This window comes from Pseudomonas sp. ANT_J28, assembly GCF_008370005.1.
GTDB classification, from domain to species: domain Bacteria; phylum Pseudomonadota; class Gammaproteobacteria; order Pseudomonadales; family Pseudomonadaceae; genus Aquipseudomonas; species Aquipseudomonas frigoris.
Genome location: NZ_VOBM01000032.1, coordinates 23,468 through 42,151, shown reverse-complemented (window position 1 = coordinate 42,151; position 18,684 = coordinate 23,468). Strand labels below are relative to the sequence as shown.

At 56.5% G+C, this 18,684-nt stretch carries 12 protein-coding genes and 1 pseudogene; 6 read left to right on the top strand and 7 right to left on the bottom strand.

What is annotated here, in order from left to right; translation table 11 throughout:
• Window positions 1-5 precede the first annotated feature (5 nt).
• Window positions 6-1,187, top strand: a complete 1,182-nt coding sequence (locus FQ187_RS21100; protein WP_149630947.1) for an MFS transporter — start codon at window positions 6-8, stop codon at window positions 1,185-1,187.
• On the opposite strand, the gene FQ187_RS21095 is transcribed toward FQ187_RS21100, so the two are convergent.
• Window positions 1,132-2,064, bottom strand: coding sequence for a DMT family transporter (locus tag FQ187_RS21095; RefSeq protein WP_149630946.1), 933 nt, complete (start codon window positions 2,062-2,064; stop codon window positions 1,132-1,134). The two genes, FQ187_RS21100 and FQ187_RS21095, sit on opposite strands and share 56 nt — an antisense overlap.
• Window positions 2,065-2,121: 57 nt before the next feature.
• A complete protein-coding gene (locus FQ187_RS21090; RefSeq protein WP_149630945.1) occupies window positions 2,122-2,958 on the bottom strand; it encodes a S1 RNA-binding domain-containing protein in 837 nt (278 codons plus the stop codon).
• 351 nt (window positions 2,959-3,309) lie between these two features.
• On the opposite strand from FQ187_RS21090, the gene FQ187_RS21085 reads away from it, so the two are divergent.
• The 3 genes from FQ187_RS21085 to FQ187_RS21075 all read left to right on the top strand — a co-directional run bounded on the left by FQ187_RS21085 (window position 3,310) and on the right by FQ187_RS21075 (window position 5,375).
• A complete protein-coding gene (locus tag FQ187_RS21085; protein ID WP_017337097.1) occupies window positions 3,310-3,498 on the top strand; it encodes a hypothetical protein in 189 nt (62 codons plus the stop codon).
• 210 nt (window positions 3,499-3,708) lie between these two features.
• Window positions 3,709-4,425, top strand: a complete 717-nt coding sequence (locus tag FQ187_RS21080; protein ID WP_149630944.1) for a TorF family putative porin — start codon at window positions 3,709-3,711, stop codon at window positions 4,423-4,425.
• An 80-nt stretch (window positions 4,426-4,505) separates the two neighbouring features.
• On the top strand, window positions 4,506-5,375 hold the full coding sequence (locus FQ187_RS21075) for a DUF6279 family lipoprotein (protein WP_149630943.1): 870 nt from the start codon (window positions 4,506-4,508) through the stop codon (window positions 5,373-5,375).
• 122 nt (window positions 5,376-5,497) lie between these two features.
• On the opposite strand, the gene FQ187_RS21065 is transcribed toward FQ187_RS21075, so the two are convergent.
• Window positions 5,498-5,890, bottom strand: coding sequence for a transcriptional regulator (locus tag FQ187_RS21065; RefSeq protein ID WP_149630941.1), 393 nt, complete (start codon window positions 5,888-5,890; stop codon window positions 5,498-5,500).
• 177 nt (window positions 5,891-6,067) lie between these two features.
• Here FQ187_RS21065 and FQ187_RS21060 point away from each other — a divergent pair, with 177 nt between their 5' ends.
• Window positions 6,068-6,802 (top strand): thioredoxin family protein, encoded by a 735-nt coding sequence (locus tag FQ187_RS21060; protein ID WP_149630940.1) that lies wholly within the window; start codon window positions 6,068-6,070, stop codon window positions 6,800-6,802.
• A 360-nt stretch (window positions 6,803-7,162) separates the two neighbouring features.
• On the top strand, window positions 7,163-7,435 hold the full coding sequence (locus FQ187_RS21055) for a hypothetical protein (protein WP_149630939.1): 273 nt from the start codon (window positions 7,163-7,165) through the stop codon (window positions 7,433-7,435).
• A gap of 140 nt (window positions 7,436-7,575) precedes the next feature.
• Here the strand turns inward: FQ187_RS21055 and FQ187_RS21050 are convergent, their stop codons facing one another.
• The 4 genes and pseudogenes from FQ187_RS21050 to FQ187_RS30505 all read right to left on the bottom strand — a co-directional run bounded on the left by FQ187_RS21050 (window position 7,576) and on the right by FQ187_RS30505 (window position 18,652).
• Window positions 7,576-7,905 carry a hypothetical protein gene (locus FQ187_RS21050; protein ID WP_149630938.1) on the bottom strand — a complete coding sequence of 110 codons (330 nt, stop codon included), beginning with the start codon at window positions 7,903-7,905 and terminating at the stop codon, window positions 7,576-7,578.
• A 259-nt stretch (window positions 7,906-8,164) separates the two neighbouring features.
• Window positions 8,165-8,584: a hypothetical protein gene (locus FQ187_RS21045; protein ID WP_149630937.1), complete on the bottom strand. Its 420-nt coding sequence runs from the start codon at window positions 8,582-8,584 to the stop codon at window positions 8,165-8,167.
• 3 nt (window positions 8,585-8,587) lie between these two features.
• Window positions 8,588-14,047: pseudogene (locus FQ187_RS30510) on the bottom strand (hemagglutinin repeat-containing protein); the annotation flags it as partial.
• 705 nt (window positions 14,048-14,752) lie between these two features.
• Entirely contained in the window at window positions 14,753-18,652 is a 3,900-nt protein-coding gene (locus FQ187_RS30505) for a hypothetical protein (protein ID WP_256667390.1), read from the bottom strand.
• Between the last annotated feature and the right edge of the window lie 32 nt (window positions 18,653-18,684).

Below are 18,684 nucleotides of genomic sequence, written 5' to 3'. Positions count from 1 at the left end.
AGACTATGTCCCCTCTGATTCGCTTACTCGCCAGTTTCATCGCCCTGATGATGGCCATGGGCATCGGGCGTTTCGCCCTCACGCCTCAGTTGCCGCACCTGCTCAGCGAAGGTCAGATCGATCTGACCGCCGCCGGTCTGATTGCTGCGGCCAACTACCTCGGCTACTTCGTTGGCGCGGTGGACGCGATGTTCTCTCGCCGTCCCGATCAGGTTCGTCGGCGGCTGCTGGGTGGTTTGTGGCTCTGTGCATTGCTGACGTTGGCATCGGTCTGGGCCAACGGGTTTTGGTCCCATCTGGTGCTGCGGTTCGGCACCGGCGTGGCCAGCGCCTGGGTGCTGGTGATGATCACTGCGTTGAGCCAGCCACTGGCCGCGGCGGCCGGTCGCCCACGGCTTGGCGCCCTGGTATTTGCCGGACCGGGTTTGGGGATTTTTCTGACGGGCTTGTTGGCCTTGGGATCGAACCTGCTGGGGCAGACTTCTGCAGCCTTGTGGCTGGTGTATGCCGGCGTCGGGCTGGCGATGCTGCTGGGGATCCTGCCGTTCCTGCCGCAACCGGCCACGACCGTGGCCACCGCCCCCAGCGTCGCTGGCTCGGGAAATCATGGCATCGGCCGTTTAGGCGTGGTCTATGGGCTGTACGGTTTGGGCTACATCATTCCGGCCACTTTCCTCTCGCAAATGGCCAACGCGCAGTTCCATGGCCAATGGCAGGCCGACCTGTTCTGGCCTTGCTTTGGCCTTGCTTCAGCCATCGGGGTGGTGCTGGTGAGTCTGCGTCGACAACACCCGCAGGGCACTCGTTATTGGCTGATGGCGACGTTGTGGCTACAAGCCGCCGGGGTCTTTGCTTGCTTGCTGGGCAGCGGCTCAGGCCTGGCCTTGGGCGTGATCCTCTGCGGCACGCCGTTCCTGGCCTGCATGCAGCTGGTGATGCAACGTTCCCGGGAACTGGCGCCCCACGCCACCCAGCGCAACGCAGGGCTGCTGACCGCGTGCTTCGCCGTGGGTCAGCTCAGCGGGCCGTTGCTGGCGGCGTTGAGCAGCCATTTCAGTGGTGGTTTGCAGCCAGCGCTGGTGTTCGCCGGCGGTGGTTTGATTGTCGCTGGCGGTCTGTTATTGCGTCCGGTCAGCTCTGCCCAAGGGCTTTGCGCAAACGACGGCGCACCCACTGCTCAGCGCTGACAAACGTGATGCCCAACAACACCAGCACCGCGCCGATAACGAAGTTGAAGCTCAGCTCTTCGCCCAGCAGCACCACGCCGAACGTGACGCCGAACAGCGGCGTCATGAACGAAAACACGGCTAGGTTCGCCGCCAGATATCGGCGCAACAGCCAGAACCAGGTCAGGTAACTGAAGAACGACACCACCAATCCCTGGAACAACACACTGGCCACCGCCACGGTGGTCAGGCTGACGTGGGTGACCTGGCCGCTGAGGATCGCGATCAGCAACAGGCCTACGAAACCGACAATCAATTGATAGAACAGCGTCAGGGTCACCGGCGCTTCTGACAGGCGCGAAGCGCGCACCACCACTGTGGTTGCCCCCCATGACGCGCCAGCCAGTACGCCCAGCGCATCGCCCATCAACATGCGGTGATCGAGGTTGTCCCAAGACACCCCACCGGCAAAGGCGATGGCGATCCCGACGAAGGCGAGGAAAATCCCCAGCCACTGGACCGGCCTTAAACGCTCACTCGGCAACAGCCAATGAACTCCCAATGCGGTGAAGATTGGCGCGGTGTAAAGAAACACCGACATGTGCGCGGCGGTGGTCAGTTGCAAGCCTTCGGAAATGAAGAAGAACTCCAGGCCAAAAAGCGCGCCAGCCAGTAAGCCACCGCGCCAGGTGTTGCCCACTTGATCCCAGCCGCCCTTCCAGCAGATCAACACTCCTACGAGCAACGCGGAAATACCCGAGCGCCCAGCGGCCTGCATGACCGGCGCGATGTCTGGCGCCGCCCACTTGATCATCACTTGCTGAATACCCCAGATCAGGCACAACCCGATCATCACTTGCAGGGCAAACCCATCGGCGCTGCGCCGGGTGGCGCTCACCGGAACACCTCGACAACACAAAACATGGCAGTACTCGCAACAGGGGCCGGCGCGAGGTCAGCTTAGTTCAATGCGATCGGCATGAATGACGATCTGGCCGTTCTTGTACAACGCACCAATGGCCTTTTTGAAGTTACCTTTGCTCACGCCAAACATACTGCTGATCACCGTCGGGTCGCTCTTGTCACTGACCGGCAGGCTGCCATTGTTGTCGCGCAACTTGGCGAGAATCTTCGAGTTCAGGCTGGTGGCGGCTTCTTCGCCGACCGGTTGCAGGCTCAGGCTGATCTTGCCGTCGGCACGGACTTCTTTGATAAAGCCCTTCTCTTCTTTACCGGCGCGCATGAACTTGAAGATTTCGTTCTTGTGGATCAGCCCCCAATGCTTGTTGTTGATAATCGCCTTGAAGCCCATATCGGTGGCTTCGGCAACCAGCAAATCAACTTCCTGGCCAGGGGTGTAGTTGCCCGGGGTCTTGTCGAGGTAGCGGTCCAGACGCGCGGTCGCGGTGATGCGGCGGGTGTGCTTGTCGAGGTAGACGTGCACCACGACATACTCGCCGGCGGTCATCTGGCGCTTTTCTTCGGAGTACGGCAGCAACAGATCCTTCGGCAAGCCCCAATCCAGGAAAACACCGATGCTATTGACTTCAACGACTTTTAAACTGGCGAACTCACCGACCTGAACTTTCGGCTTTTCGGTAGTTGCGATGAGTTTGTCATCGCTGTCCAGATAAATAAAAACGTTGAGCCAGTCTTCATCTTCGCTGGGAATATCTTTGGGAATATAACGATTAGGCAGGAGGATTTCGCCATCCGCGCCACCGTCCAGATATAAACCGAAATTAGTGTGTTTAACCACTTGCAAACTGTTGTAGCGCCCGACTAAAGCCATTTCCAATACCCTCATTGCGTGGGCGGCATTCTACCCGGTTTTGCGGGCCGCGTTCGCTGGCCAGCCCGGTGGCGCAAGAAAATCCTCTGAAGGGCTTAATTTTCCTGGGTTTTACCGCACGCGCCTGGCCGCTCGTCAGGCCGTTCTGGCGATTTGCGCGCCTACGCACCAGGCAGAAAACCGTAATTTTTCACGATCGTTCTTAGTTAAAACAGCAGCTTAGAGGCCTATTCAGAATAATAACTTGTGATTAATTCTTCATCTTCCCTGTGTATTTCGGGGGGATATTTACCAAGCAATTGTCAAGTATTTCCTGTACGATGCCTGGCCAAGTTAATTTTCTATAGGTTAATGGCCGCCATGCGTGTAAAAGCATCCAACAGCAAAGCAAAGCCAGCTCCAGCCGTTGAAACCAGCGAATCGATCAACAACCAGATTGCTGCGTTCCTCAAGTCCGGCGGAGAGATCCAGCAAATTGCCAAAGGCGTCAGCGGCCAGACGTTCGGCCCGTCCAAGCAGATCACTCTGGGCAAGAAGTAACTTCCCCAAGATCCGCCGCGTCACCTGGTCCCTAAGCGCTTTGAGCTTCGAAGCGCTTGGACTGGAACCCTCCTCGCAACACCCCCACAAACAAACCAATATTTCAAAAATCGACGAACGGCCCTCGATTCGCCGGTATGCTTACACACGTCTAGATCAAGCGTTTCAGTAGGTTTTCAGTGCCTGCACCTCGCTGTCATGGAGTGACGCATGCTCAAACCCTCCTATTTATTGCTCGGCACCCTGCTGTCGTGTTCGGTCGCCAATGCGCAAATCTTTCAGCGTGAACTGGGCGACTTCGATCTCAAACTCGGCACCACCCCCAGCCGCAGCATGGCCCAAGGGCTGGTCAAACCTTCCAGCACCGGCTCGTTCCACGGTGGTCTCGACCTGAGTCACGACAGCGGTTTTTACGTGGGCCAATGGGCACCGAGCATGGGTTTAACGTCAGGGGCCAACCTTGAAGTCGATTCCTACATGGGGTTCAAACAGCCTTTCGACAATACCCTCGGGTACGAAGTCGGCATGATCCGATACAGCTATCCGAAAGTAGACACCCTCGACAGCCAGGAGCTTTTCGGTGGTCTGACCTTTCTGGGCAGCCGTTTCGGCGCAGCCTTCAGCAACGACCCGGACAAACAGAACAGCACCGTATTCGCCGACCTCGGTGGCAATCAACCGTTCGGCATCGGGATCAGCATGAAATACACCACCCACCAGCTCAACACGCCGGTGTCCGTCGACGGTGGGTATGTAGGCAGTTTCACCGACTGGTCCGTGCAACTTTCCCGTCCGTTCATGGGCGTCGACCTGGACCTGATCTACAGTGACTCCAGCCTGAGCGGCAACAGCTGCTCCGCCTATTCCGGGCACAACAGCCAATGCGACGGGTTGGTCACTCTCAAGGCCGAACGCGCCTTTTACTGATCGGCTGAACTGCGAGGCTCATCCTGCGTTCACATAGAGAAGCCCATTAAAAAAGCCAGGCCTTCGCAAAGGATTCGCCCATGTCGCGCTGGTTGAAGTGTCTCGCCATCGTTATCACCCTCAGTCTCGCCCTCGGTGCGTGCAGCCGCGTGGGCCTGGCCTATCGCAACCTCGACGTGATCATCCCGTGGACGCTCAGCGACTACCTGGACATGCACGGCGAGCAGAAAGGCTGGCTCAACTCGCGCCTCAAGGAACACCTGAGCTGGCACTGCACCACGCAACTGCCGGGCTACCTCGATTGGCTGGATCGCCTGCAGGTCATGGTCGAGACCAACCAGGTCACAGACGCTGCGCTGCAAACCCGCGTCCAGGAAGCCAAAGCCGCCATCACCCAAACCGCCCGGGAAATCACCCCGTCGGCCATTGAGTTGTTACAGGGGCTGGATGACAAGCAAGTCGCGGAAATGAACGACGCCTTCGCCAAGGACCAGCGCAAACGCCAGGAGCAATATCTCAAACCGCCTCTCGATCAACAGATCAAGGCGCGCAGCCAGCGTATGGAAAAACGCCTGAACGACTGGCTCGGCCCGCTCAGCGCAACCCAGCATCTACGCGTTGTCGCGTGGTCCAATGCTTTGGGTGACCAGAATACGCAATGGATCGCCAACCGCGTCCACTGGCAGAAGCAGTTCAGCGCGGCGGTTGCGCAGCGCCAGAGTCCAGAATTCCCACAGCGCATCGAGACGCTTCTGGTGAATCGAGAGAGCTTGTGGACGCCCGCTTATCGCCAGGCCTACGCCAGCACCGAAGCCCAGGCACGGGCGTTATTTGTGGACTTGATGGCCGAAAGCACGCCGGAACAGCGCCAGCGATTGCTGAAGAAAATAGAAGGGGTGAGGAAGGATTTCAGTGATTTGAAGTGTCTGAAGGCAGCAAAACAGAGCTAAGTGCTACGCAAATCCAATGTGGGAGCGGGCTTGCTCGCGAATGCAGTGTGTCAGGCAACGATAAGTTAACTGTCACACCGCTTTCGCGAGCAAGCCCGCTCCCACATTGGATTTGCGCGTTTTCAGGCAATCTGCGCCTTCGACGCCACCTCATCAAACGTCACCTCATCCAGCGCATCTTCCTGCTCATCCAACACCTGCCGCGGATGGTCATTGCCCGGAATACTGCTGTCGATCAGGCTCAACAAACTCGAGCCACGCGGCGTCAAAATGTAGTTCGAACCGTTGCCACCCTGCTCCTCAGGCCGAGGCTCAATATAGCCGCGCGCCAACAGTAACTTTTCATACTCACCGGCCACCGCTTTCAGGTGATCCAGGTTCTCAATCTCCTCGCCCTCCGCCGCTTTTTCCGCCGCGTACTGCTCAGCGTAGGGCCGTGGCGTGAAGCTATGGCCGGCGCTGTTCTGCACCTCGTGCAGCAAGCGTTCAATCAAATCCCAGTTATAAGTCGTCATCCTGATTCAACCTCCAGTGCCCGCGAGTGAGATGGCCTTCATAGGGTGTGACCGGCGCGGCTCGTAGCCGTTCAGCCGAGGTTTTTGCCTGTACCGACCGGCGGCATGTCGAATTGGGCGTAGGCCAAACGACTAGGCTGTGTAAGTCACCTCCCAGCACCCCGCAGGAGAAACCCAATGAACATTCAGAATCATCCCGTCGTCTCCCGAGAAGAATGGCTCGCCGCCCGCAAGCATCACCTGGCCCACGAAAAAGCCTTCACCAAAGAACGAGACAAACTCAGCGCCGAACGCCGCGCCCTGCCCTGGGTGAAAATCGACAACGACTACCGTTTCCAGGGCCCGAACGGCGAACTGAAACTGGCTGACCTGTTCGGCGGCCGTAGCCAGTTGGTCATTTACCACTTCATGTTTGGCAAAGGCTGGGACGAAGGCTGCTCCGGCTGCTCGTTCCTGTCCGACCACATCGACGGCGCCAACCAACACCTGGCCCATCATGACGTCGCCGTGGTGGCGGTTTCCCACGCACCGTTCGCCGAATTCCAGGCTTTTAAACGGCGCATGGGCTGGAAATTCGATTGGGTGTCGTCAGAAGGCTGCGACTTCAATTACGACTTCGGCGTCTCGGCCCGAGCAGAAGACGTCACTGCTGGTAAAGCCACCTACAACTACAAAAAAACTGACGGCGCCGAAGAAGAGCTCCCCGGTCTCAGCGTGTTTTATCGCAACGAGGCCGGTGAAATCTTCCACACCTATTCCACCTATGCCCGAGGCCTGGACATGTTGGTTGGGGCTTACAACTACTTGGACCTGACGCCCAAGGGGCGTAATGAAGAGGAAATCATGGAGTGGGTAAGGCTTCATGATCGGTATGACGACGAGGCGCCAGCCGGCTGCTGCCATGGGGGGTAGAGCATCTGCCGAACACCCTATCCCAAACACCGCAAATCAACTGTGGGAGCGAGCTTGCTCCGGGCGGCGATCCGACGATGACTGACAAACATTCAACACTGATATCGACTGATACACCGCTATCGTTGGATCGCCGCCCGGAACAAGCTCGCTCCCACAGATGTCGGCAGTACTTAGTCATCAGCAATTTGCCAAGCGACTGTCCGACCGCACCAGGACATTTTCCCCTACATCAAATTCAGAACTGGGGCTCTGTACCGCTGGGAGGCTGATCCTTATAGTCAAACCGTCGCCCAAAAGGCGACCGGGTTTGGCGACCTGATCATAGAGAGTCCTTTTTAATTACGAGAGACTCCACCTATGGATAGATACATGCCCCTCACCGGAATCGACCTGATCCCGGCATCACTGCTCATCGACACCCAAGCGCCGCTCGACGTCCTGCAAGCCATGGCGGATTACCGCATCCGCACTGTCACTCAGGCGCTGGAGAACATCGCCTTTCGTGCCGAGATTGGTTGCGACACGGTTGTGCTATCTGACTTTTCTAAACTGCTGGCCATACCATTGCGCGATGGCTGTGATTTGATGGATGTGATTAGCAGACGGTTGCGGGCGCAGGCTGCGGAGTGAATGAAAATGGGCGACCTGTGGGTCGTCCGTTTTTAATGCCTGCTCAATTTTTGGAATACACGAATCAAAGGACGAATAAAGGCTTTCTCCATACTCCATCCCAAACAAATATATCCGCCTCCTTTATGTCCCGGCCCAAGCTAATCATATTTAAATTCAACCGCCAACTTACTGACAGCAACATCCAATGCAATTACGCAGCCACTCCAGATCGGACACCCACCCGTCATTCCGTTCTGAATATAGATTTTTCGAAGTTTTACAAGACAATCAAATAATTCTGAATCCACTTGAGCGCTGACGGGGCTAAACCAGTCCTGTTTACCTTCCTCGTCCACATAATCAAATAGAAGCTGGCAATGATCGTTCTCTGGAGATAGCTCCGCCTCGACTATGACCTTCATAGCCGTCGCGGGGGATGTGTCCAGCAAAATCTGCCCGAGTTGCAGATAAATATCGTCTTCGCTCATTATTCATACCCCTCCGGGACCATTCTGGTGAGTGATCAACCATGTTTAAATCGAAGAGCCACTGCCCCTCAGGAAAATGTGATCTGTACTTGTTTATCTCAACCAAACCAAATAAATCTTCCCTTTTACATTGAGGGCACGCTCGTCACGGGAATGCGTTCCTGAGGCTGCGTTATATCGTAGCTATGCTGCTCACAGCGGCTACCAACAAACTGGAACTCCACCAAATTTCGTCCTTACACTGCTACAACTTAGAGCTCTACTCCTCTGGGCGAAAGTTAATATATAAAGTTTCAATCACCGCACCCTCTACTTCGTCAATATCAGGCACATAAAAACTCATACCTAATTTTTCAACATCGAAACCGTCGTCATCAATAGCTGGGTGTATTCCCTCTCGACGAAACAAGTCCAGCACCTTAGAAGATTCCTCTCCCACCAGCAAATGTCCTTTCCAGGTAAACTTGCTTCCCCGGAAAAACTCAACCCCTTTCACCACATCATTTACATCGTAGTAAACATGCAGATGATGAAGATTAAAAGCGTCGGTCGTGTTCAATGCTGCTGTCGTTTTTTTGAACTCTTTGAACCCGCCACCCAAAACTCTACGAGCCTGCGGCCTAGACAATGTTCCATTCAAGGGGCCGACCGCACCGGATTTAAAATACGTAAAATCCATTCCCTACCTCCTAAAGTCGCTTGGATTTAGCTTGGAGGCATAGTCCAACATTTGCTTGATGCCTTCGTCATATTTATGACCAAATTTACTTCTGATGTCATCCACGTCCATCTGAATAGCATCCATCAGCCTGCCTTCCTCAAGCAACTCCTTCTGTTTTGCCCTGTAGGCTTTGGCTTCTGCACTGCGACCGTAGCTTGCAGTCAACTCGTGATCTGCCGGATCCATCTTGACCGCCGGGCCGTTCCGACTACTGATCGGAGCGCCCTTATAGCAACCCTGTGCAGGACAGTGGTGAGAATCTAAACCGTCGTTTCGAGGTTTGGTCGTATCCCTGTGCGCGCCACCCAGGACGTCATTTGGATCCCTTTTCTCTGCAACCTGAATGATCCTACCGCCAGCCTTAATCCCCAGCGTCTTGAACTCACCCACCACAGCATCAATCAGAAATTCGACAGCAACAACGTACGGATCGCCTTTCAGAACGCTGTCGGCATTCGATTTAGCCTCGCTGTGTTCTTCCTCCATGTACTTCAGAGTACGGTCGGTCAGCGCGGCCGCCAGCTTGATTGCCGCTTCCTCTTTCTTCTGCTGGTATTGTTCCCCAATCGTCAGGTCGATCGCCGCATGGGCTGCCAAGCTGACCGCAAATTTCAATGGTCCCATGATCGCCTGAAGAGACAGCGAAATGGCCTGAATTTGTTCTACCGGGAGCTTGCCGGCAGTTTCCAAAGCCTTTATGAGCGGGTTGAGCATGGCCTCGCCTGCGTTGCGAGGGAGAGGATCAATTTCTGTCCATCCGAGCTGTACTACATCGCCCTTTTTCCAGTCAGACTGGGTGTTATCAGTGGTATTTTTGTTGTCGTTGAGGACATGCAGTTGTCCATCATAAGCCGCCGCTTGATTAGCAAAATCACCCAGTGCTTTCAGCACACTCTCATCCAGTGACTCAAGCGCTTTCGGATCGGCACCTGCGCGCACAAGATTCTTGGTGATTGCAAGGGCACGCTCGTCGCCAAACATGTCCCACACGTTTTTCGGCACATCGCTGTTATCCACGTGCTGCGCCTGGATTTCATACCATTTGTCGTCAATGGCAGTTAAAAGCTTGGTGACCTGCTCCTTCTGGTTCTTGGGGAAATCAACGACGTTGTTCTTCCAGTCATTGACGGTCTTTACCGGATCCATGACCGCATCAATCGAATAACTGCTGGCATACAGATCCGTACGATGCTCCTCATCCCGAGTCACTTCGTAAGCCTTGTTCACATCGCGATTGAGCCCGGCCGTTGAGTCCTGCCCAGTAGCCTTGTCATGGCGCACGACAATCTCGCCCGCCCCCACTGTGGCGTTCAGCGTCTGCTCACGATCCTTGGTGTAGTTGTAACCCTCCACCGCCCAACTGTTCTTATCCGGGGCTTCCATGCCTTTGTTAGGTTTGTCGGCTTGGGAGCCACCCTCCGCGCCGTAGCTACCACTGACATTCAGGTAGTAACCGTGCTCGTTGTCCTTGCCGGTGATGTTGCGGAAACCCAGGGTATCGGTATCCAGCTTGAGATTGCCGTTGTCGGCGGTCAGTACTGCGCCATCCAGCTGCGTGTGACCTTCGGTGCGGATATCGACTTTGCTTTTACCGCTGATCACCGTCTGGTTTTCGACCCAGTTGGTCTGGCCAGTGGTTTTGCCATACCCGACCGAACCACTGACACCGTAAAACGAACCAGTGATGCTCAGGTCCAGTTCCTGCCCACGTGCTTTGCCGGTATCCGGCAACGAGCTCACTGTGAGGTTGCGACCCACATCACCAATGACTTCATCGCCACGCAATGTGGCGCCAGCGATCTTGGTGTCACGTCCACTTTCAAACTCCAGCTTGTTGCCTGCGTACAGATAGGCTTCCTGTTGTTTCACACCCTCACGGTTGAGGTCGCCAATGCCGATGTTGGCGGAGCCATAGATACCAAACCCGTCTTTACCGAGGATGATGCCGCCCTCTGCCCCCCAACTCCGACGATCGTTTTCACTGCTGTAAGCGTTTTGCGCCGATAGCACGTTAAGGTCGTTGCCAGCCTTGAGTTTGATATCCCGCTCGGCAGTGACCTGAGTGGCGACCAGCGTCAGATCGTTTTTCGCATCCAGATTGATGCTGCCACCGGCATTGAGTTGCGTCGCCGTAGAAGTGCCTTGACTCGACTCGCCCTTGTTACCGGAATTACTGATACCGACGCCCAGTTTGAATCCGCCGGAAGTGCCCCCCTTGATGCCGCCCTTGCTTTGGGTCTGATTGTCTTCGCTATTTTCGGCGCCGTGTGCCACATCGAAGGTGATGTTGCGGCCCGAGACATTGATATCGCGCCCGGCATCGAACTGGCTGCCTTTCACGTTGACATCATTTTCAGCTTCAAGCGTGATGTCGCCACCGGCCGACAGACTGGATGGACGATTGGTTATCGATGTCTGGGTGTGAGTCTGGCTGGTACTGGATGAGCCAAGATGACCATCAAACTTGGGCCCGCTAAAGAACTGATCAAGGGCATCGACCGACTTCAGAACGCTGGAACCCTTGCTGACCCCATCCTCACCTTTGCCAGTGCCTTTGAGGCTATCAACAGTGTTGCCATAGTTGTAAGCGACGGTGGTGGTCGAGCCGGTACGTTTCACGCTGTCGCGGGTGGTGACGATGCTGGCTTCTTCCGCCGCATCAATGTTGATGTTGTGACCGGCCTTGAGCTTGATGTTGTTTTCGGCTTGCAGGTCAGAACCCTGCTGATTGATATTCCGACCGGCATTGACGATGAGGTTAAACCCGGCATCGATGGAACTGCCGGCTGCTGTATAACCGCTGCTGTCGACCCCGTGCTTGATGGTTTCATTGCCGACAAACGTGGTGTACCCGTTGTTGTCGACGTTTTGCTTGAGGCCGGTGCTTTTATCGGTTTCCCAACTGTTGCTGCGCTGTTGATCGGTGGAGGCGACGACGTTGACATCACGCCCGGCATCCAGCTTCGCGTTGTTACCGGCGCTGATGCCGCTGCCGATGATATTGATGTCACGGGCCGCATTCAGAATCGCGTCATTTCCGGCGTTGACCTGGCTGCCAACACTGTTGGAACTGACGACCTCGCGCCCCTCTTTGTGTGACGAGTTGACAGTAATGTCACCCCCGAAACTTGGCGTGCCGACCGCCCAGCCAATAGCGTCCTTGAGTGTCAGGCCCAGCTTTTTCTTGTACTCCTCGGCACGGCTGTAGGCCAGATCATCGGAGGACGACAGCGTGATGTCACCGGTTTTGTCCACCAGCCCGGCGTGCAGTTCGGCATCATTTTCGGCATTGACTTCACTGGCGTTCAACCGCACATCGCGCCCCGCCAGAATGACCGCATCGTGGCCAGCATCCAGTTCACTACCGATCTGGGTGACGGTGGTCTGCAGCTGACTCTTGCCGCTGCTCGACATGCCGAACAGACCGGTTTTGGTTTTCTTGCTGTAGTCACCGGTTTCTTCGGTGGCAGACAGGATGGCGACGTCGTTGGTCGCGCCCACCACCAAATCGTTACCGGCCTTCAACTGACTGCCGATGATGGTGACGTTACGCCCGCCATCGAGGCTGACCGCGCCGTCCTCATCTTTGGAGCTGTTGACGGTCAGATCGTGGCCGGCATCAATCACCGAGGCCACATTGGTGCTGTCGTAGCTCTCTTTCTGAGTGGTGCTACTGCGACCGAACGAGCCAGTTTTCTTTCTGTAGTAGTAGGAAGAACTTTCGTCTTTTGCCGAAGCGACGGTGATGTCTTGCACCGCGTCGAGACTGATGTCTTCCTGAGCTTTGATCCGACTGGCGATGATGCCCAAATCGTTGCCGGCATTAAGGGCAATGTCTCGACCAGAGTTCAGCACGGAAGCCTGCTGAGTAGTGCTGTGGCTTTCCTGCGCGCGCTTTTTGCTGCGCGAGACGTAATCACTCTCGTTGGCTGCAGAGGTGATGACGATGTCGTTGCCTGCATCGATCCCGATATCACGTTTGGCGTCGAGGCGACTGGCAACAATGGCTACGTCACGATCAGCGCTGATCGACAGATCCCGGCCAGACGTCACTTCAGCAGCATGCTGGGTAATGGTCTGGTTGAGGAAATGGCTGCCACGCGCATTAGTGCTGCGATCCTGGACTGAGGTGATGTTGACGTCGCGAGTCGCACTTAGATCGAGGTCACGCCCACTCTGCAACACACCACCAATGTTGTTGATGTCACGCCCCGCATCGATACTCAGATCGTTGGCTGCCTCGATCCGTGCCGCGTTATCGAGATAATCGCGATGGAGCAGATTTCCACCCCGACGGACATCAACACCGGTCACGTCACGCTGGTTGATCACATCGCCGTTGGTCGCCGTCAAGGTCACGTCGCGACCGGAAATAATCCCGCCCGATTTATTGACGATGTTATTGCCCGCCTTCAGCGTCAGGCGATCACCTGCCTCGATCAAGCCGGTGTTTGTGAGGTCGTTGCCGGCCTCGGCGGAAAGGTTGTTGGTGGCGCGCAGGGTGCCGGCGTTGTTCAGGTCTTGGCCAGCGATCAGCTTGACGTCGCCGCCCTGGATCAATGCGCCATTGGGTGCCAGACGATTGTTCGCCTGGGCCAGGTAAAGCACCGGCACCAAGACTTTTTCACCGTTCACCACATGCTCTTCGAGCCAGACGATGTCGTGGGTCAGCGCCGCAACTTGCTGTGCGGTGAGAGTTACGCCCATGGACAAGTTCAACTGGTCCTTGCTGGCGATGGCGTTGGTCATCAGGTACTTGAACATGGCTTCGTCAGAGGTCTGACCGTCGAGGAAACGCTGGCCGGTGCGTGCGACGATCGACTGCTGGACCAGGCGTTGCTCAAACAAACCATCGCCCAGGCGTTTGGCGCTGGTGTCCGGGTTGTAGCCGAGGTTCGCCAACAGATAGTCCGAACTCATGAACTGCTTGAGGTTGGTCAGTACCGGGTTGGTTTCGATCAGGTATTTGTGCGGGTTGGAGCGCACGCTGGTGTCAGGCAGTCCCTGCACACGTGGCACGTCGAAGGAAATGTTCCCGCGATTGGGCAACAACACACCGACCGGACCGTCACCGGCGGCAGCATTGACGTTGATCAGAGCGGTCTTGTCGTTGAGATTCACCGACGGGCGACTGGCCAGGGCCAGCTCGCGATTTTTGACCGAGACCGGGTCGTTCTTATCGAACTGGAATTCGGTGGCTTGCCTGACAGGCATGCCGTCCGAACGCTGCGTGTTACCGGCTGAAACGGAACCAATAGTCCAGCTCTGTCCGGGTAGGATCGTCTGCTCGGTGCCGCCTTTACCGCTAAGGCGGAACAGGCCGTTGTCTACCGTTGGCAGGGTGAAGCCAGGCAACGTCAGCGGGTTGACTTGTTGTTGGGCCAAGTCCGGTGGCAGCTGGGAATTAATGCTAATGACGGTTGGGGTAACTTGACCGGCGAGTTGCGTAGCCCCCAGACGAGAGGCGCCGGCTCCCACGGCTACACCGTCACGAACCACACTGTTGGTCAGGTTCTGAGTGGCGTTGATGTAAACCTTGCCACCGGCCTGGACGACTGCATTGGCGTAAGACGACGGACCGCTATAGGTAATGGTGTTTTCAGAAAAGACGGCGTTTTTGACAAAGTCAGGGGCTTCGCTCCTGACTCCATCACTGTAATGTGGACGTGTAAACTCGTAGCTCCCTTCATATTCCACCCATATTGACCCAAACCTAATGTAGCGAATCGCCTCACCACCACTGGAACGCCCCCCTATGCGCTCGAGAGACTCAACGCCTTCGCTGTTCCATACACGCAAGTTTGGACTGATCAAACGTCCATCCCTATACCCGGAGGGACCCGGATCATAAGACGGGTCATTGGCAGCGTTGTAATCCATGATCGCCCGCCACTGATGCAAGGAATCCTTCGCCCCACCAAGCGAGCGTCTTATGCTGTAATCGCCAACCGCCGCCCCCTGGTTAGTGAAGTTCTGCAGATTTAACGACAGGTCGTTTCCTGCACTGATAGTGGAGGCGTTATTCAGTAGCTCTCGACCGTTACCACTAAAGTTTCGACCTGCTGTCAAACTGGCAGATGCCGAGTCCTGAATGATCTGAGATTGGTAGTTTTCCACCCAAACCAGTTATCCAGGGAAATGAGGTGCAAAGCCATCAAACGATGAACATGAGTAGCACTGCAGCCCAATTGCACCCGAAACCAGCCCGCCACCGGTTACCTGAAACACATCCTTGCGGTTCTCGATGTGATCGGCCGCCAAGGTCATATCGCCGACACTTTCGATGGTCCCCGAGATGTTATTGATCGATGAGCTCCAGCCATTGCTTTCATCCCGGGCGATGCTGATGTTGCCCAGGCCATAGATGTCCGCGTAGCGATTGGTGAGCGTCCCCACGCGCAGGGCCATGTCGCCACCACTGAAAATCAGCCCGTTCTGATTGAGCAATGAGTTGCTGTTGATGCGCAAGTTGCCGGCACCACCGAGGGTGCCGCTGTTGGTCAGCGAGGCGGCGTTGACGGTCAGGCTGTCAGCCGATGTGAGTCGTCCCAGGTTGGTCAGGTTGCCACGGCTGGTAACGGTTGCGGTGGTGCCGCCAGTGATACTGGCCGCAGCGGTCAAGTCGATCTGCGAAGCCGTAAGCCCCAGATTCCCGACACTGCTGACCCGTCCGTTTCCGCCGTATGCTCCGCTCAAGTCGAGGCTGAAGGTGCCGTTACTGGCCAGCAGGCCTTCGTTGGACCAATTAACCCCGCTGCCGATGAAACTGTCAGAGCCCAGCAACTGACCGCCTGCGGTTTGTATCAAGTTATTGACGTTAACTCGCAACCGCCCGGCCTGAATCACACTGCTGTTGGTCCAGCTATCGGCATTCAGCGTCAGCCCGCCACGGGTCACCATCGTGCCGCCCGCGTTCATGACGTTGGCCGTCGAGATATCGAACTCACCCACACCGACATGGGTCACGGTACCGCCCGCATTCAAGAAGCTCGGCGTCGCGAGGGTCAGGTCATTGTTGGCCGTTTCCAGCAAACCATTGCGGTTATCGAACAGGCTGCCGATCTGGAAGTTGGTTTTCCCGCTGATACCTAGCGCACGCAGTTTGCCAGTCTGGTTATCGAGGCTGGCGGCACGCACTGCGAGGGTGCCGGCGCTTTCAATCAGGCCGCCGCGGTTGGTGAGATTGCTATCGAGAACGACGTCGATACCATCGCCGCTGATCTTGCCGGCGTTGTTGTTCAGCGCACCGCCAATAACCTTGACCTGGCCTTTGGCGTAAATCCCGCCGTTGCTGTTATCGATAGCAGCGTTGCCAGCGTTAAGCAGAATGTTGCCGGTATTGGCGGCGATGCGTCCGCCGTCGCTGTAGATTCCGCCCAAGGCCTGAAGGTCGAGGCGATTGCCTTCGATCTTGCCGCCCTGGCCGTTGCGCAACACACCCGTCAGGCGGGTCTGCAGCAAACCTTTGAGGCTCGACAGCACACCGGCGCGGCTGTCGAGGCTGGCGGCGGTGATGTTCAGCTCACCGTTCTGGGCGATGACCTTGCCGCCCTGGTTGTCGATAGCACCGCCCTTCACGTCCAGGGTCATTGCCCCCAGACTTTGCAGCGCACCGCCTGCATTGTTGAGAGAGGCCGCTTTGAAATTAACACCGGCATCACGGCTGTAGATCAGACCATCGGCACTGTTGCGAACACTGCCGGTGGCGGTGAGGTCGAGTTGTCCATTGGCGGAAACGGTGCCGTGCTGGCTATTGTTCAAATCGCCGGTCAACAGAGTTAACAGGCTTTGACTAAGCAACTGGCCGCCTTGGTTGTCGATGCTGCTGGAACGCTTGATCACCAGCGGACCGGTGCTGCCGAGCGCACCGTTGGTGTTGGTCAGCGCACCGAGCAAGTCGAGGGTGACGCTGTCGTTGCCGACCAAGCTGCCGTTGCTGTTATCCAGGCTTGTGCCCGTGAACGTCAGGGCTTTTTTGCCAGTGATTTTCCCGGCGTTGTTGTTCAGGCTCGACGCATTGATGTCCAGGGTGTCGCCACTTTCGATCACGCCGCCCGCGGAGTTATTGATCGGGCCTTGGGTCATCGTCAGTGTTTGCTTGCCATTACTGCTGACAACGCCATTGCTGTTGTCGAGGCTGGCAGCGGTGATGGTCACGTTGCCGTTGCCACCCATACCGCCCTTGCCGGTATTGATCAACGCGCCGCTGAGGTTGATGTCCAGATTACCGAACTGACTGGAGACTGCGCCTGCCTGACTGTTATCGAGACTGCCGCCCGTCACGGCCAGTTTGTTCCAGCCGGAAACCAGACCGCCCTGGTTGTTCAGGCTGGCAGCGTTGAGCGTCAACTGATCGTTGCTGATCAGATTGCCGCCACGGTTATCCAGTTGGTTGCCGCTCAGGCTGAAGCTGTGGACGCTGGAGATTTCGCCTTTCTGATTATTCAGGTCGCGCAAGTGAGCGATGCTCAACACGCCTTTGGTGTTGAGCAGGCCGTCCTGGTTATTCAGGTCGGCCGGTACGGTGCCCAGATCGATACTGATGCCGGTGCCACCGAACAGGTTACCGCCCAGGTTGTTCAAGCCGTTGCTGTTGAGAGTGAGTTGCCCGGTCGCTTTGATCAGGCCTCTGGTCAGGCCCTGGTTCTGGTTGGTCAGCAGACCGTCGACGGTGATTTGCAGGTCGCCATCGCTGAGCATTTTGCCGGCGCTGGTATCGAGGCTCGCGGCACGAACTTGCAATGCTGCGGCGGCAATTTTGCCTTTGACCGAGGTCAGCGCCTGCTCAATACGCAGCGTGAGTTTTTGGTTGCTGAGCACCTGACCATCGCTGTTATCCAGCTGTTTGGCGACCAGTTCGAAGGCCTCTTCGCTAGAGATTTCACCATTGCGGTTGTTCACAGCTGCGAGGTTTTTCAGCAACAATTGACCGGGCGCGTTAATGAAGCCGTCCTGGTTGTTCAAGGCCCCGCCGCTCAGGTCAAGACTCAAGGCACCCTTGCTGAAGAGCTTGCCGCCTTGCTGATCCAGGCCACTGACGCTGGCAACCAGCGAGGTGGCCGAGCCGATGCTGCCGCCGGTGTTGGTGACCTGGCCGGCGCTCAGTTCCAGACGGTCGCCCGCGTAAATACTGGCCTGACTGTTATTGAGCGCGCCGGTGGTGATGCTCATTCCACCTTTGCTGCTGATCGCACCTTTTTGCTGGTTATCCAGGCTGGTACTGGTGAGGGTCAGTTTGGTGTCGGTCAGCAGTTTGCCGCCCTGGTTGCTGACCGCGCCTTTGCTATCGATTGTGAGCGCCTTGGCGCTGGAAATCGTGCCGCCGTTGTTGCTCAGGCTCTGGGCATTGATCGCCAATTTACCCTCGCTGATGAGGCTGCCCTGATTGTTGTCCAGATCCGAAGTGAGGTTCACCGTGAGGTTATTCAGCGTGGTCAGCCGACCGCTGTTTTCCAGGGTTTGCCCGGTCAGCGTCAACCCGGTATCTCCGGACAGCAGCCCTTTGTTGCGGTTGATAACCTTGTCCACGGTCAGTGCCAGGTTACCACCGGCCAGGATGTAACCGGCGTCGCTGTTGTCGAGTTGTTGGCCGATCAGTGTCACATCAGCCTTGCTCGACAACTCGCCGCTTCGGTTATCGAGGTTGTCGACGGTCAGTTTCAGCGCTTTTGTCGCCCCCACCAAACCCTCCTGACGGTTATCGAGACTGGTGGCTTTCACTGTCAGGCCGTCATCGGCGATGACCACACCGGCCTGGTTATCGAAGGCATCGGTGACCGTCAGATCAACCTCGCCACGACCACGGATTTCACCGTTGTTGTTATTCAGGCTCGCACTGCGACTGGCGAGGCCGGCAGACTTGATCAGGCCATGGATGTTGCTCAGTGCACGGTCGATGACGAGTGTGAGTTTTTCATTGCTCAGCAGTTTGCCGCCGTCGTTTTTCAGGCTTTGCGCGATAACGCTGTAGGCCTTGGCACCGGAGATTTCGCCGTTGCTGTTGTTCACCTCGTTGAGGTTTTTCAACAGCAACAGACCTGGTGTGTGGAGGTTGCCAC